This window comes from Dokdonia sp. R78006, assembly GCF_042466145.1.
Classification (GTDB): Bacteria; Bacteroidota; Bacteroidia; order Flavobacteriales; family Flavobacteriaceae; genus Dokdonia.
Map to the genome: position 1 here is coordinate 52107 of NZ_JAXHBU010000001.1, position 17040 is coordinate 69146.

A 17040-nucleotide genomic window follows, 5' to 3' on the forward strand; every position below is an offset into this window, starting at 1 on the left:
TCGAGGTTGGTTGAGTACCGTAAATATATCACAAATTTAGCAGAGCACTTTATGCCATTGCTCTTTTACTACGCTCCAATCAAAGGATTCTACTTTTTGACGAGCATTCAACACTATTTCCTTTGTGCTATCTGTGTTTTCAAGCAACTTACTAAGCTTTTCTGAGAAAGCAGAAACATTCTCTGGACCTGATAATAGCCCATCGACAGTGTCATGAATAAGATATGGCATTCCACCTACATTTGTAGATACTACAGGTAATCCTAATGCCATTGCCTCTATCACACTCACAGGAGTATTGTCAAAGTTTGTAGTACTTATGAAAACATCATGGTCTTGCGCTAGAGACGTCCAATCCTCCTTGGATAATCTACCCGTAAAATGCACAGGGAGGCTGTTTTTCCTTGCATATTCCTCACAAAGTACTTGACTACCATCTTTATCTGGCCCAACCATCGTAAGAGTAGCTTCGGGATACCTTTGATGTAATTTCTCAAGCACTTGAACAGCCATAAGCGGATTATAAATTTCAGCAAATGAGCGTACCCATAATAAGTTGGGTTTAAATACTAATCGTTCTTTAAATGGATATTCTGCTAGTTCTATGGTATTAGGAATTAGGATTAGATTTGAGAATCCCGCTTTCGCGAAAGCGTTATATAAATAGCCACTAGGAGCAACATTAATCTGTGCACTCCCAAAAAGCTGTTTGCAAATTTTTGCGTTGTTCTTAAGCCTATGTGGCAAATTACCACCGTGTAAAATTGGAATATATGGAATACTGAACGTTCTACATAAACTAGCAATGATTACAGCATACCAAAAGTTGGATGTGCTATATGTATCTATGAGAACACTGTCTATACTTTTGCGAGAACGCAATAATGCGCGCATCATATCAAGTATGCGAAGTGACTTATTTGATATTGTTGACGTCACCTCAACATCATAGCCTTCCTGCCTCAGTAATAAACTAAGGGTCTCAATAGTGGTAGCCGTCTTCCCTTTATTGGATAACGCGTTGCCTACGTATAGGAGCTTTTTTCTTTTCATGAACAACGTTTAAAAGGGCAAGAGCATATATAAAAGCTGGTGCTGCAATACGCATTGAGGAGTGATTTATGGTCATAAACCAAAACCCTAGAGCCGCAAAAAATAGATAGTTCCTTCTATTCTTAGCTCTATATACAAGTGGATAAATAATAAGAATTCCTAGAATGATTAATCCTAAAAAGCCATGTTCAGATAATAATCTACTGACTTCGTTATGAGAAGCAGCTCCTATTCCTGTTTCATCTGCCCTTAATTCTTTTATCTTTCCAGCACCCACTCCTAGTAAAGGATTTTGATAAAAAGCCTCTAATTCTGTTTCTAATAGTTCTCCCCTACCTGTAGTAATATCACTCTTTAAACGACCTGCTGCGTCCCTATTTGTATAGCGTTTATTGATGAGTCCATTGGTCTGAAAAGAACTATAAGCACCGGCAGCCACCAGAACGCCTCCTAGTAAAATTAAGTACGTGACCATTCTTCTACGAGCAGATCCTTTAGAGCCTGCAAAATATATTACTAAAAAGGCGGCACTGCATACAAGACCTGTAATTACTCCTCCTCTCGAAAAGGTTATAATGCCTTTATAAAGTAGAAAACCCGTTAATCCTAAGTGTATAAATAAAAACAGCTTGTTCTTACTGTAAATAACAAGCTGGACGAGTGCTAGAAACATCCCTAAACCTAATACTGTAGAAACTTGATTAGGACCAAAACCACCTGTAGCAGCATAGTTGGCCCCAGTTCCACTTAAAGATTCTCTTAAGTCTGGTGTTCCTAGGGTGATGTAAACAGACATCCCTATAATAGGTAATAATATCCATCTCGTTAAGTTTGAAAGCTGTTGATATGTTAATCTTCTATCTACGCAATACAAGGCGGAAAGACCTAAACATATAGGACCACTTAAGTTAAAAAAGACAGCCTTTTTTACATCTGTACCAAGATTGAGCGTCATAGAGGCGACCAATATACTGGGAAGTAACAAGAAAACATACAGCCAGTAAATCCCTGATTTACGACTAGTACCACTCAAAAAAAGTCCGATTAACATAAAAGCTATTACCGAATATTTACCTGCTTCGTACACAGGTATAGCTTGGCTCATTCTAAAAAATACCTCAGCACCAGCCATATAAGCAGCTGCCATAAGTGCTTCGTTTTTCTTATTTCCCGTTCTGAATATTTGAACTAAAAAATAGAGAATACTTCCTGCAAAATACACGAGTGCAAGCGACCTTACGAGATACACTAAAACTCCTATGATGATATGAATCACCATAAAAGTTAAGTATGTAGATTGTTTGGATATATTCACAGCTCTAAGATATCAATCCTTTATAGATAGGCAACACCTTGTCCATAAAAGCCTTCTTACTATAATTTTTTAGTACGCTTTCGCGAAAGCGTAATCCCATCTGATCTCTTTCTTTTTGATCACAATGAAACAATTTTACTAGCTCCTTGCTTAGTTCTTCTCTTACATTATTAATCACTATACCGTTATTCCCTACGACCGCTGCACATTGCCCAACGTTTGTGACGATAACAGGCAAACTACTGTTCCCATATTCTAACAAAGAAACAGGTAATCCTTCTGAAATAGATGAAAGTACACCTATCGTACTCTGTTCTAGAATATGCGCTATATCATTACAACTACCATAGAGAAATACCTTGTCTGAAAGGTTATGTATTTCAATAGCAGTGGTTAATTCACTATAGTAGTCATCTTCAAAGGACTTTCCTACTAAATGTAAAGTCCACTCTTGAAAACTATTTTGTGTTTTTGAAAAAGCTTCAATGAGCTCTATATGATTTTTCTGTGGTCGTAAGTTTGCTAAGCAAATCACACGCTTACCTTCTTTTCCTTTTAACGAAATAACTTTGAGTTTATCACTGGAAAGTGCTGCAAAGTTCTCTAAAAAATAAGTTTGCTTGACACCTAATACTTCCCTAGACCATGTTTTAAGCTTCTCATTAACCGCTATTGTCACATCAATATATCTAGCAAGAATTTTGAGGAGTTTGCTATCACGTTTTTCTAACGCATCACTCATACCATAGTGATCATGCCAAACAATCTTTATGCTACGCTTATTGATTTTGGCTAGTACTGCTAGCATTAGCGATGTAGAATGCGCGTGGATAATGGTAATCTGTTCCTTTTTTAACCATTTAAAAAATCGGCGAAAAGCTACTAGATCTAGCTTCCCCTTCTTTCCAAGCATTAAGAAATTCACTCGGGAAGACAATTCATTTTCTAACGGACCCGCTCTTCGAGTAGCACACAAATAAGAGGTTATTCCTTCTTCATTAACTGCATTAGCAATATTTACAGCCATGCGCTCTGCCCCACCAGCATCTAATGTATCTATGAGTTGGAGGATTTTCATTGCAATAGCTTTTTGATTTCTTGAGCAAAGGTATCCATTGTGTATTGCCTAGACCACTCCGCAGCTTCTTTACTCATTTGTGCAAGAGCTTCTTTGTTAGTTAGCTGTTTTCTTAAATACTGAACATCGATATGTTCTGGATCATGTATGAGTATTCCTCGCTTATCGTTTCCAATCATCCAAGGCACACAAGATACTCTCGAGACAATAGGAACTACACCCCAAAACATTGCCTCTGCGACAACCTTAGGCCATCCTTCACTTTTGGAGAGTAATAAAAGAAGATCTGCATTTTTGTAGGCTTCTTTTACTACATGCCCAGGTTGGTTTCCTCGTAAAACGATTTGATCTAAAATTCCATTCTCTTTTCTATACCACTTGATATCTTCTACCACGGGTCCATCGCCGTACATCTCAAGCGTTATATCTAATCCCAACCTATGTAGAGATTTGATAAGGGCTACAGTTTCAAAAGGCCTTTTATTTGCTCCCATGGTACCTACATACATGGCTTTTATAGGTTCTTTAAAATCTCTATCTACGATGGGCTCCTTTTCATTATTGTAATAGCTAGCGGTAAAAAAGGGTTTAATATTTTTAGTTTGGTCCTTCCACTCTCCGTAAACCAGCACTTTCATATTCTTAGTTAATGCGGTATTAGAAAGTATCCACTTCTGCATTTTATAAGCTAGGGGTTGTTTAGATGCAGGATTCCAATTCCCAGCATACTTAGCCGTTTTACGCTTTCGCGGAAGCGTAATTTGAATCAAACATGCAAGTAAAGCAAGATTACCCGGACATCTTAGATGAATATGATCTGCTTTGCGCATGGTATTCCATAACACTATGGCTTGATATGGAATGGTAAGAAACGAGATTAATGCAGAAATAAGTGTGTGAAATTCTAACCTGCGCAGGGCTATCTGCTTAAAATCTTGAATTTCAAATGGCAGCCCAAGTAAAGGGTCTCTTATTTTATTGGGACAAATGAAGGTAGTATGATCTACTTGTGACATCCATAGGTTCATTTCTTTCACATAAGGAGCATAGGCTACTTTTTGTCCATTTTGGGTAATGAGATGCGCGTCTGTGATTACAAGTAACTTCACTAAATATTTTTTAGCTTGTTAATTAATATCATAACGTGAGAAGGCATACTCTTTAAGCTATATGTATTCTCAAAAGTTTGGATAGCGCCTTGAGAATATATTTTCCAGTGAGCTATTACTTTATCAAAGGCTTCTAGCAAACTATTTTGATTTGAATGTTTAAAGAATTCACCATTAATACCCGGTTCAAGAATATCTAAACTCCCGCTTGTTTTTGTGCATATAACGGGCGTGCCTTCTCGCAGTGCTTCAATAGTAACCATTCCAAAGGCCTCCTCATGGCTTGCTGATATATGTGCTACGCTATTTGCATACACGCTACCTATCTGGTCATTAGATTTATTTCCAGAGAATATAACGTTATTTGCAATCCCTACCCTTGCCACCTCTTTCTCAAGATGTTCTCTTTCATCACCATTACCCACAATATTCAATGTAATTTCTGGATATTTAGCAAGTAACACCTTAAACTGTGATAAGAGCTCAAAATGGCCCTTTGATTTTGCGAGCCGACCTACTATAGATAATGTATGACTTCGTTCCTTTTGTATTTTTAAAGATAGCTGTGTCTCAGGTATCAAAAAGGTATGTACAAATACTTTACTTCCTTTTACATTAAAACGCTTTATAACGTCATTTCTTGTTCCTTGGGAGTTTGCAATCAGTTGAGTATTTAATCGATAAACGATTTGTTTTCTTACGTCTAGCAAGATGCTTTTATAGCTTGCTTTTTCACCACTGTCTATGCGTATCTGCCCACCTAGTGTATGTACAAAATTCCATCTATGTGGTACGCTTTTGAGATAACTCGCCACTGAAACAATGTTAGTAGATCCGAAATTAGATAAACACATCAGTGGTTTAAACTCTCGTAGCAATTGTACAAAGAAGGTAAAATCCTTCCATTTTGTAGGTCTATGATTAGGCCATTTCCTGAAAAACAAGTTTACCTCATCTTTAGGGAGAGTGCTTGGATTATTATCTATTACCACAACCACTCGATATCCTTCTTTAACAAAGGCCTTTGCTAGATGATGAAAATAGCTCGTAATTGTACCAAAAGGCAAAGATGTCGCTATTATGATTGTTTCTTTATTGTCTTGCACAGCCCTTTATTTAGGTTTATTAATAAAAAGGCTTAGTAAGCCAACTGTGCGCCCTAAGTATTCGGTAAAAGCTTCTTTTCTTTCTGAAGTAGTAATTACGTTTATTAAACGTATTTTAGAAAGTAATGTACTAATCATGTACCATTTAATAACATTCTTAAATCCAGGATTGGGATGCATCACTCTCCATACATACCAGCCATTACGTGTTACCATTTTTCCATACTTAAATCGATTAGGTCTGCCTGAAGCTGCATGATAGTGCCCTAAATTTGCACCTGTATGGACATACAACTTCCCTAATTTTGAAATTCTAAATGTATAATCGGCATCTTCATAAAGACCATATCCTTCAAAATACTCTGAAAATTTATTTGCTTGTAATACACTAAGCGGAAAACTTGAGACTCCTCCCATTAACTGTTTTACTTCGTATATTTTTCCAGAAGGAGGTAAAAATCCAGTAGAGCGACCGTGACCAAATTTAGGCAAAACTCCAGGAACCGTATCTGCATCTAGGCCTAAACGCCTTCTTAGTTTAAAACGAGCACCTTCCGTTCTTCTATAACCATCATAATAAAAATGGTTTATATCGCTAGGGTTTTCATTATTAACTTGTTCCCAAATCACCTCATTATCTATATGTCCACCTACGCCCAAAGCTTCAGGATATTTTTGATAAACATCAAGAATTCGTTCAAAATAGGTATGTCTTAATATCGTATCGTCATCTAGAAAGCACACGATATCCATAGATGGGTCTACACAATCTATTCCGTAATTGCGTTGTTTTGTGAGTCCTCTTGCGGTTTCAGGCACCTTGTGATATATGAGATTTTCTATTTCGCTTTCGCGAAAGCGAACGCCCGTAACATCATCTGTACTTCCATCGATTATTAATATTTCGTCGGGATACATAGTCTGCTCTACCACTGATGCTAGCAAGGTAGCAAGTGGCTCAGGACGCATGTACGTACAAATGATTAGAGAAAATTTCAATTTAAAGTATTGATTTAAGGTGATTATATAGGCTGTAAAAAAAACGATCTCGCACCAAATAGTCTTGGTACAAATTACGATTAGATTCTTGTAACTTAATGAAAGAATCCTGATTGTATTTTTTGTGAAAAGTGTTTAAAGCCTTTATGAGGTTTTCGTCACGATGCACGATACACGCATGTTCATGCCAATTAATTACATGTTCTAGTGGCAATTGACAATCTGTGTCTACTAAAACAGGAATACGACCAGACGCCAAAGATTCATAAAATCTCACAGAAAAATTACCTGCACCGCGTAAACAAAACGTGTAAGGCGACTTACTAAGGTTTGTATGAAATTCTTCTGTTGTAAGTGCTCTCTGTTCTTCCGTTTTTACGCCTGCTCTATATTTTGAACGGTAAATAAAATCTGTTTCTATAGCCTCAGATTGCTCTAATAGTTTGAGATATTTAAATCGCTCTCTCGCCGCACTAAACAATGCTTGCTTATCTGATTGATCTCTATTACACAATCTATACACATTAGCTTTTAATGTAGCTGCTGTGGCTCTTAGTACTTCTTTTAAACTCCCTGTTGCAAATCCTGTAAAAGAAATTTGAGGTCTCTCTGTATATGCTATAGCTTTATGTTCCATTGCTTCTCTTTGTAAAGGATCATCTATAAATGCAGGAATAATTATGGTATGTATATCGTTTGATTTTTTAAACCCAGCATTACGCCATACGATGATAGCATCATCATTAAAAGTTTTACCATAGTCACCACCTGTATAAACCATTAATTTTTTAGCGCTTTTTTGGGCTAAGTTATACAAGTCGTTGTAGTGTAATTGATACCCTTTACTTTGAATGCTATTGTAATTAATAGGAAATAGAAATACATCTGCTATTTCCGGATTTGTTACTAGCGAGTAATGCGCCGTTACATCCTGATGGGTTTTTTCAAAATAATGCAAGTCAAATATGAGTGGATGTACTTCTCCTCTATTTTCAGGTATAAGAAGTGAGCTGTCTGTGTATATTTTAATCATAACCTAGCCGCCCATTTTTCACTTTGATTCCAAGCTTTTTTGAATCGCTTAAAGTGCTTGTAAGGATTTCTTGTGTTGAAGAAACCAAAACTCTTAAAGAACTGCATTATCTTATAACCTTGAAGTTGTTCTAATGTCAAGTTCTTTTTTCTAAAATACATAATTTGTGGAGAAGGCTTAGGCTGTACCGTCTCTTCTTTCCAAGGAAATACATGTGGATTTCTAAACCCTCCTACTGGAGCTTTAAGGTGTAGCATTTGGATTTGAGGCGCATAAATAACATCTTTACCTAAGTTACGCACTTGCATACCATAGTCTAGGTCTTCTCCATAGCCATGTTCAAGTGCCATATCAAATGAGCATTTACTAAAAATTTCTCTATGCACTATAGAGCAACCAGAGCCAAAAGATTCCCATTGCTTATAAGCTTGCATGGTTTCCTTCTCATCTTTTTGAATACACGCAAAAGTTACACACCTCGCATTTGTTTTCTGAATGAAGTTCTCCACCTTATTCATAAAATCTGTTTTTATGCGTACATCATCGTCAAAGAATAACAGCCAAGGCGAATTACTAAGGGCTATTCCTGCATTACGAGCACCACAAGCACCAGTTATATGGGTGAATTTATGAATGATTTTAAAGTTCCAATTTTCATTATTAAGATAAGCTAATTCTGAAATTTGGTTAGGGTCTGGATTTTGTTCTATAATAATTACTTGAGAAGGAGTTATTTTTTGGTTGTTCAAATCTTCTAAAACCTTTTTTAAATACTCTTTACGACCAATAGTTGGAATAATAACATCATAGTTAAGTGGGATACCATCTATAATTTCCAGAGACTGTTGCAAGGAAAGCATATCTAGAGATAAAGAACGTTTTTTATAAAACTGCGCTTTCGCGAAAGCGTACAAAGGAAACTTCTTCTCATAATAGAGATGACACAACAATAAGTGTATAGTCCACCTACGTTTATAATGCTGCTTTACAAATTTATACAATTGGCTTATACCAAAAGTTTCTGTTTTAACCGTAATGGGAAGTTGATAGTTGAGCACTCCCAAAGGTCTCGTAAGTTTCCCTAGTGAATTTAACCAATATAAATAGTCATTACTGCTAGATAGTTGGCATGACACTTGATTGAGCAAAGAAGCATGTATAAGAAACATAGCCGTCCCTTTTTTCCAAGTAGGAAATATGACCTCATCATTTGTGGGAATAAATGGTTTATCCTCTACATAACCAAACTCAGCATTGAGTGGGTTATATGATGAAATAATACTTGTTTTTGATATTATTCCTTGTGCTTGAGACAAAAAACAATCTGTATCCTTATAATCTTTATAGACAAGAAGAAACTCATCTGGATTTTCTATAGATAACACGTACAAGCTCGATACCAAGGGCTGTCCCTGGTAGGCACTGCTTGTTACTTTGTTACCGTCGTGTTCTATAAAAATCATATTTCTCGGTTAAGTACTTTTACCTTTGGAGCACCATTTACTCGCTTTTGCACAAAAGGCAAATCTCTAATGAATACCGTATTAAATTGTGTTTTATTATAAGAATCAAGCGCTGTAAAATGTCTCTTAAATGGATTATAGTCATAAGCTTTGAAACCTAGATTTTCTAGAAACCCCACTATCTGTCTATCCTCTATTTTATAACGACTACCCGAGTCATTGAGCTCTACAATAATCATCTTTAAGGTGTGATTCTTCAAGACCTTTTCTGCTCCCTGTAATGCTAGCATCTCATACCCCTCTATATCTATTTTTAAGCATGTAATATCTCTATCATCTACAAGTATATCAATGGTGGATACCTTCACCTCTATAGCATCAGGATGGCTAGACTGTACAACATGGTTCATCACTGTATTTGTGCTAGAAAAATACAAGTTCCCTTCCTCTTTAGAAACTCCGTAAGGGTGCAGGTCAATGCTACTCTCTAACTTATTCAGTAAAATTAAGTCGTTAAATTTTTCACAAGTGGCGGGTATAGGCTCTACACTAATAGAATTAGCACCTAATGAACCTGATACTAAAAGGCTGTAATGTCCTAAATTTGCTCCTACATCAAGGAATGTATCTTCTTTTCTTAAAAAATGTAGTAAAAGTAAAGATTCCTTATACTCATATAGGCCATAGTATACATTACTTACTAATCCCGCATCTCCCTTTTCTAACTCTAATTGTAGCCCGTTAATCCACTTTTTAACAACTCCTTTTTTTATTATGAATGTTCCATTGAGAATAACATATCTACATAACGCCGCTAGCGGATTACTAGCTGTAAGAGGATGACTTTTCATCTCCTTATATCTTCTATTAATTTTTGACAGAGCCACTTTAATACTCATCCTCACACAACAGTTTATAGGTGTCCAGATTTTTGTGAACTAGTTTACTTATATCAAATTTGTTTTCTACGGATTTCCTTGCTGCCTGTGATATATTATTTACAAGAACATCATCATCAAATAATTTTGAGATTGTATCTACATATGCTTCAATATCATCTGGATGATGCATAAACCCATTCTTACCGTGTTCAATAAGATCTTGAGCCCAACCTATACTTGTATTTACCACTACCTTTTGTAGCGCCATGGATTCTATGGTAACCATGCCCAGTGTTTCTGCTAAAGATGGAAACACACAAACATGTGCTTTTTCTATTTCGTTTTTAACCTGACTATAAGGTATTTTACCTAGGTATGTAATTGCTTTTTTGGCAGCTGGCGACATTAATTCTTGCATAAGTCCCCAAGTAGAAACATTTCCTGTTTTTACATCGTTACTATCTGCACCTATAAAGTAAAGCGTTGCATCAGGATGCTTAACTATAATTTCATTGAACATCTCTATTAATTGAAATACTCCTTTCTTTCTAATAAGAGTACCAATATTTAAAAGTCGCTTGGAAGAAAAATCACCAGGATTGTTATTTTTAAATTGAGCTAATTCAAGACCATAGTGTATTACATTAAGTTTTGATAATGGTAAATTAAAAAGCCGCATACTCTCCTCTCCTGCGAAAGTAGTTGGGGCTATAAAACCAATTGCTTTTTTGACTGCTTGTTTTTCAAAATAAGCATTCTTCCTCTTCTGTAAACGTCCTTCAATATGACAGAAATAGGTATCACTTCCGTGAAAACGTATCACCAACGGTTTCTTTAACTTCATAAATGCCGTGATCCCTGTCCAATCAGGAGCTTCTATAATATCTATGGTATCTGAGTACCGGTTCAAATAACGACTAATATGTTTTCGGTATAGAAAAAAACCTCCATACCCATAACTCTTCTGTTTTATGATATGAAAAGTTATCCCATCCTCAATAAACACCTCATCTGTTTTTTGACCGTAGATAAACAGACTCACAGCATGCCCTTCAGCAACGATAGCCGTTACAAGATTTTTTACACTCGTTCCCATTCCGCCAGAATTACCTAGTTTAGGGTGAGGGTACTCGGGTGTTAAATAGGCTATATGCATTAGTTTCTAAGGATATCGTCGGTTAATCTATGAGTAAATTTTTGTGCTCCTGCCATATTTAGATGACCACAATTGGCATAATTATCTTCTTGATCATCAAAAATATCAACGAAACTTTTCAATTGGGGATAATCAATCATTAACACTTCTATAAATTCATCTCTATTCAACGTATTCTTACAGTAAGGTGCCGTAAAAAGGACAACATTATCACCAGTAGCTAAAATCTCGTCTAAATCTGCATTACTTGAAGCAATTTCATCTGGAAAGTGACCACTTATATCATTCCCCACACCCACTAAAGGATTAAAGCCTGAATGCATATCTACACTAGATTCTTTTTGAAAAACTTGCAAAACCACCTCCCGAACACCGTTATACTTTTCATTGATAGCGTATCTAACAAATGGTAAATCATAAATTTTAGGAAGCGTCAAGCGCTTAGCTAGTTCTTTGGAAAATCTTTTGGACCTTAAGAAAGGTGTTAATTGAGACACAAAAGCAGGTGAATTACTACTTATATTATGCATATAATCTACTTGTAATAATAGTTTGTCGTAGGTCACTCTATTTAAGTTTAACATTTGCATCATCACATTAGAATCGGCAATTGTCCTTCCTTGTATTCCTAAATTAATACAAGATTTTCCGGTTAATTGAGTAATCAAATTACAATCTATGTGATTTTCTACTCTGGAACTGCCTAAAAAGACAAAATCTATATGTCTGTCCTTAAGAGTAGCAACCAGTTGCACTTTATTTCTAGGAATATCATTCTTAAAAGAAGCAGTATACCCAATATCTAAAAGCACACTACTTACTACAAGCAATGCGCAAATTATTATTAGGTAAATTAACATCTTTTTCATCGTTCCCTTTATTCGTTTTTTAGAGCAAGTGAAGACCATCGTCTTCTAATTATATCCTCAGCTATTTTTTCCGAAAAATTCTTTGACCCCAATCTATTCAAGTGTAAACAGTCATTAAAATATTCTTGATTACTATCATATAAGGTCGCGTAGTTTATATATGAATCGAAGAGATTATTTAATGATCGCATAGCTTCTCTATTTTTGATTTCTTCACAAAAAGGAGCCGTAAAGTAATTAAGATTTACATTAGTAGCACCTCTAGCCTTTTCATATAAATCTGAGTTGATGTTTCGTTCGTAATTATCAGGTAAGGAAACGTTTATAAGCACACCTTCCCCATCTAATGGCTTGTATCCACTTTCTGCATCTTTACCAAATAATCCTGCTATAGGCACTAGTACTTTTCTTATACCAATTACTTTATCATTAATCATATACCTATAAAAAGGAATATCCCACAGTAATGCATTGCCTTGTTCATCTTTAAGATATTGATCTACCAGTTCTCTTCCCGTAAATGGTATTAGGTCAGCTTTAAAATGACTCCCTAACGAGAAATCATTATACTTATAATCAACCTGAAAAAAGGCATCCCTAATTGCATTATTATTACTTAGTAATACTTCAAATAGAAAAGCATCATTTTTTAAGGTAGAACCCATTGACCCCATATTCAGGCAAGATTTACCTGTCAATTTTGAAATGATACTGCAATCAATGTTATTTACTACTCGTGAGGAACCAAAAAAAACAAGATCCCACTCTTGATTAGAATAACTGAAAGCTTTTTTTAATGGAGAATCTGTACTTGGTCTAGTAAGTAAAGATGAATATATTCTATCTAATCCTACCGCACTGATAAAAAGGATAGCTATAACAATTACAATATGTTTTAAAAATGAAATCATATTAAAACTGAAAATAAATAAAGTCGTTATGATTAGAATAAACACCGAGCGTGAGCAACATTAGGATAACAGCTGTAAGCTTTACCCATTTAAATCTTCCTTGAAATGGATGTTCTTCAGTTCTATTAAACCATTCTATACTTATTAAAATACCTAAGATTACAATCATCTCTACATTATATCGCTCTATGTTTAAGTACTCTAATGTAAAGGTCATATCTGTAAAAATCCTTTCTATATAAGCAAACGCAGTACTTACAGAACTTGCTCTAAAGAATATCCAAGCAAAGCAGACAAGTATAAAAGTAAACAGCATTTGACCTAGTTCCTTGAAGTTGGGTAGTAATCGATTTGTAGCAACTTGATCTAGGTTCTTCCTATTAACATTAAATAACAATACTGGAATAAAAAATAAGGAATGAAGCGCTCCCCAAAAGATAAAAGTCCAATTTGCTCCGTGCCAGAATCCGCTAACAATGAAAATGATTAATACATTGCGAAGTTGGTTAGCCTTGGATCCTCTCGAACCTCCTAATGGGATATAAAGATAATCTCGGAACCAAGTAGATAAAGAAATATGCCATCTCCTCCAGAACTCAGCAATATCTCTTGAGAAGTACGGGTAATTAAAATTACGCATAAGGTCAAAACCTAATAAACGCGCTGAGCCAATTGCAATGTTTGAATACCCCGCAAAATCCCCGTAAATCTGGAAAGCAAAGTAAAAAGCTCCCAATAATAGACTGAGGGAGTTCATACTCTCGTAGTTGTCAAATATTGCATTCACATAAGGAGCACAACTATCGGCAATTACAACTTTTTGAAACAAACCCCAGATTATAAGATTAATACCTGAGATTGCTTTTTCCTCATCAAAAGTTCGCTTCTCTGCAAACTGCGGAAGTAGGTTAGATGCCCTTTCTATAGGACCCGCCACGAGCTGTGGAAAAAATGCTACATACGCAGCAAAATTTATAAAATCAGGAGTCGCTGTTAGCTTCTTACGATATACATCTATCGTATAACTTAACGTTTGAAATGTATAAAATGAAATGCCCACAGGTAAGATAATTTGTAGGGTACTAGTGTGCATCGTTATGCCTATTGCATTGAAAGCTTCTACCCAACTATCAACAAAGAAATTATAGTATTTAAAAAAGCCTAGCAACCCTAAATTCACAGTTAAAGAGATGCCGAGAAGCAGCTTTCTATTTTTCTTAGAATCACTATTTTGGATTTTTAATCCTACCATATAATCTACAAGTGTGCTGAAGGCTATAAGCGCGAGAAATCTCCAATCCCACCAACCATAAAACACATAGCTCACTAAGAGAATAAAAAAGTTTTGTCCCTTCAGACTTTTTTTAAGACCAAACCAATAGATGATAAATACTAATGGCAGAAAGACGAGATATTCTAATGAATTAAAAAGCATTTATTAATTAAGGTTATTAATGGTGTCTACTATCATAGAACTAACAATATAGCTCCCTTTCTTATTTAAATGAAATGTATCGTAAAAATGGTTCATTTCGTCAAAATCCAATTTTTGTAAGTCAATAAAAGCAATATTGCTATTTTGAGCACAGAACTCACTTACTAAATTTTTGACTCGATGTGTAGCTCTTTCAGTTAGCCTCCATCTTCTTTCAGACTCCGGAAGCCACACTAAAACTACTTGAATATTTGCATCTAATTGATTCTTAATAAAACTTAAGGTAGTCGCTATTCCTTCTTCCTTTATAAAATTAGGCTTCTCTATGTGAGATGCTTCTATTCTAGCTAGGTTATAAGAATCTATCTGAAATGGCTTTTCAACTGGGTAGAATCCATTATTATCAAGTGAGGGTGGATTATCGAAATTATCTACAGCATATAGAAAAGCTCTTTTAAATAACCTGACGTCATAAGCATATTTCATAGTACCCTGAGATTTCCAGTAGTCGTATTCTGGTTCATATTTTTTTATGATTTCTCTTACCTCTGACACCTCTGAAACAGGCAAAATCTGTTCTCTAAATGGGATTTGTTTTAAAGTTGAAAAATGTGCTAAGTCAATATTCTGTATTAGTATTTTAGGCTTTTTATTATATGACAAGTACGTATTAAACTTATCTATCTGCAAATTATGAGGAGCAGCATCAAAGCTTAAATTGAAAGTCTCAAGCTGCAATCCTTTAGTAAAAACCTCAGGGTCATATGACACTTTTCCTCGAGAACTACCTAGGATAATAACCTCAGCATTAATATCGCCACTTACTATTTGATTCCATTCCTCAAAGTACGTATGAGTCCCGCTCACTAATCCTTTATCTACTAGTTTACCTAATAATAGATTTGTAGCATAAGCCCCTATGACAATAATCAGTACATACTTAATAAAGACTTTCATATAATTTCCCTTATCCCTTCCCAAATACGCTCACTAGCTTTCTCAGGTTGTTCTGGTTTATTTACAATTCCAAACCACTTTTTTGTGACAGGCACTGGATTAAGACTACCATTAAGTAAGCCTTTAATTCCATCATAAATCTCTTCTTTATTCATTGCCCAGGTTACACTTGTATCATAATCTGGCATCGAGCGGAAGTGGACGTATTTGTAATTTTGCCCTATGTCACGGATTCCTTTCTTAAGTTGTGGCTGCTCGTAATTGGGGTAAATAGTAGGCTTATCGTGAGCCACAAAGTCAAACACCATACTCGAGCATATGTTTACCACAAGCTCGCAGTGGTGACAGGTATTTACTAATAAAGCAAAATCTTCTTTGGTAGGCATTACTTGATTCCATTGTGAGCCCATTGGTTTCCACAAAGGATCTATAGATGTTATGACATCACTATAGTTAGCCAAAACCTCATCATATCTACCCGAAAAGTCAATAGGCACTTTTCTATACACAATGGCTATATCTTCACCTTCTTCTCTCAATTTACGTACAGCAATTGCTGTGTCTTCTAGATAATATTGATCCAATGGTGACGTGGTTTGATCATCCCCAGAAAAACAAATATATCGTGTCTCTTCACTAAGGTTATGCTCTAGACAAAATTGCTTTCGCGAAAGCAAAATACTACTATCATAATGTGGTTCAAACTGCGGAGTTCCCGTTACAAATATCTGCTCTTCGCTCGTTTTTGGATAATACTGTAAGAGCTGCTCCTTCATAAGTTCAGACCATACAAAATAGTAATCTGTCTCTATGGTGGTCATTCCCTTAGGCAGATTATCCCAACTATATATCCAGCACGCAGTTTTGATTCCTAAGTCTTTTGCTGCTAGGATAGGCGCAATGGCCTGTGTAGCGCGCTGTGTGGTGCAAAAGACAATATCTGGACGGTGTTCTTCTAGTTGTGCTTTAAGCTCATGGTAGCGAACAGTTGATCGTTCGGCAGCTTGCATTTGGTTCATTATTCGTTGCCATCCCTTTGGTGTGGCACTAAACGTTTCGTGATACTTCACAAAAGTACTTTTTAAGGCTTTCTTAATACTATTCCACTGCAATGGAAAACGATAGGTAGGATAGACATTATCTTTTTCACGCTTTCGCGAAAGCGCAAGTTCTACCCTTTTTCTTGCGTGACTAAGTGTTGGTGTTTTAGGGTGAATCTTTGTGTTCTCAATCTTCACTTCTTTATAACCCAATTCCTTTTCTAACGAAAATATGGTGTTATTCCAGTAAGTGATGTCAAATCCTTGTACCTCTCCTACTTCTTTGAACTTAGTAAAAGCAAAGTTGCGTAGACCTACGCCGTCTGGAAAAAGAATGAAAACTTTATTTTTTTTAATCATATTTCATATACAGCTACTTACTGTAATAAGGTTTCTTTTGGTTGTATTCTTTTGTCATTTCGACCTAAGGAGAAATCGCATTATCTAGCTCACATAAGAAGCTCAAATTTATTGTTCACTCTTCTTTGCTTACTCTGATGACATTTCTCGTCGCTTCGCTCTGTCGAAATGACGAGTCCTGCTATACTCACTTAATGAGATTTCACTTTGCTCTAGCCTATTGTCATTTCGACTTAAGGAGAAATCACATTATCTAACTCACGCAAAAAGCTCAA

At 35.8% G+C, this 17040-nt stretch carries 15 protein-coding genes; all 15 read right to left on the reverse strand.

From position 1 onward, the window contains the following. Window positions 1-36: 36 nt before the first annotated feature. From SJY37_RS00220 to SJY37_RS00290, 15 genes are read right to left on the reverse strand one after another with little or no spacing between them, the layout of a single operon-like run. Complete coding sequence (locus tag SJY37_RS00220) at window positions 37-1053, reverse strand: glycosyltransferase family 4 protein (protein WP_298328138.1); 1017 nt, start codon at window positions 1051-1053, stop codon at window positions 37-39. Continuing rightward, window positions 1007-2368 (reverse strand): O-antigen ligase, encoded by a 1362-nt coding sequence (locus SJY37_RS00225; RefSeq protein WP_298328141.1) that lies wholly within the window; start codon window positions 2366-2368, stop codon window positions 1007-1009. The genes SJY37_RS00220 and SJY37_RS00225 overlap by 47 nt, the downstream gene beginning before the upstream one ends. A gap of 4 nt (window positions 2369-2372) precedes the next feature. Next, a complete protein-coding gene (locus tag SJY37_RS00230) occupies window positions 2373-3446 on the reverse strand; it encodes a glycosyltransferase (protein ID WP_298328144.1) in 1074 nt (357 codons plus the stop codon). Continuing rightward, window positions 3443-4555, reverse strand: a complete 1113-nt coding sequence (locus SJY37_RS00235; protein WP_298328147.1) for a glycosyltransferase family 4 protein — start codon at window positions 4553-4555, stop codon at window positions 3443-3445. The genes SJY37_RS00230 and SJY37_RS00235 overlap by 4 nt, the downstream gene beginning before the upstream one ends. Beyond that, window positions 4555-5661: a glycosyltransferase gene (locus SJY37_RS00240; RefSeq protein WP_298328151.1), complete on the reverse strand. Its 1107-nt coding sequence runs from the start codon at window positions 5659-5661 to the stop codon at window positions 4555-4557. The genes SJY37_RS00235 and SJY37_RS00240 overlap by 1 nt, the downstream gene beginning before the upstream one ends. 6 nt (window positions 5662-5667) lie before the next feature. After that, window positions 5668-6660 (reverse strand): glycosyltransferase family 2 protein, encoded by a 993-nt coding sequence (locus SJY37_RS00245; protein WP_298328153.1) that lies wholly within the window; start codon window positions 6658-6660, stop codon window positions 5668-5670. Window position 6661: 1 nt separating this feature from the next. After that, a complete protein-coding gene (locus SJY37_RS00250) occupies window positions 6662-7693 on the reverse strand; it encodes an exostosin family protein (RefSeq protein ID WP_298328156.1) in 1032 nt (343 codons plus the stop codon). Then, entirely contained in the window at window positions 7690-9156 is a 1467-nt protein-coding gene (locus tag SJY37_RS00255; RefSeq protein ID WP_298328160.1) for a glycosyltransferase family 2 protein, read from the reverse strand. Before SJY37_RS00255 ends, SJY37_RS00250 begins: the two co-directional genes overlap by 4 nt. Further along, a complete protein-coding gene (locus SJY37_RS00260) occupies window positions 9153-10007 on the reverse strand; it encodes an FkbM family methyltransferase (protein WP_298328163.1) in 855 nt (284 codons plus the stop codon). Before SJY37_RS00260 ends, SJY37_RS00255 begins: the two co-directional genes overlap by 4 nt. Before the next feature lie 37 nt (window positions 10008-10044). Further along, window positions 10045-11193: a glycosyltransferase family 4 protein gene (locus tag SJY37_RS00265; RefSeq protein ID WP_298328166.1), complete on the reverse strand. Its 1149-nt coding sequence runs from the start codon at window positions 11191-11193 to the stop codon at window positions 10045-10047. Continuing rightward, the gene (locus SJY37_RS00270) at window positions 11193-12062 is read right to left on the reverse strand and encodes a hypothetical protein (RefSeq protein ID WP_298328169.1); all 870 of its coding nucleotides are present in this window, start codon (window positions 12060-12062) and stop codon (window positions 11193-11195) included. The genes SJY37_RS00265 and SJY37_RS00270 overlap by 1 nt, the downstream gene beginning before the upstream one ends. An 8-nt stretch (window positions 12063-12070) precedes the next feature. Then, the gene (locus SJY37_RS00275) at window positions 12071-12973 is read right to left on the reverse strand and encodes a hypothetical protein (protein ID WP_298328172.1); all 903 of its coding nucleotides are present in this window, start codon (window positions 12971-12973) and stop codon (window positions 12071-12073) included. Between the two features lies 1 nt (window position 12974). Then, window positions 12975-14408 carry an MBOAT family protein gene (locus tag SJY37_RS00280; RefSeq protein WP_298328175.1) on the reverse strand — a complete coding sequence of 478 codons (1434 nt, stop codon included), beginning with the start codon at window positions 14406-14408 and terminating at the stop codon, window positions 12975-12977. A 3-nt stretch (window positions 14409-14411) separates the two neighbouring features. After that, window positions 14412-15365 (reverse strand): hypothetical protein, encoded by a 954-nt coding sequence (locus SJY37_RS00285; RefSeq protein WP_298328177.1) that lies wholly within the window; start codon window positions 15363-15365, stop codon window positions 14412-14414. Continuing rightward, complete coding sequence (locus SJY37_RS00290; RefSeq protein WP_298328180.1) at window positions 15362-16765, reverse strand: UDP-glycosyltransferase; 1404 nt, start codon at window positions 16763-16765, stop codon at window positions 15362-15364. The genes SJY37_RS00285 and SJY37_RS00290 overlap by 4 nt, the downstream gene beginning before the upstream one ends. Window positions 16766-17040 lie beyond the last annotated feature (275 nt).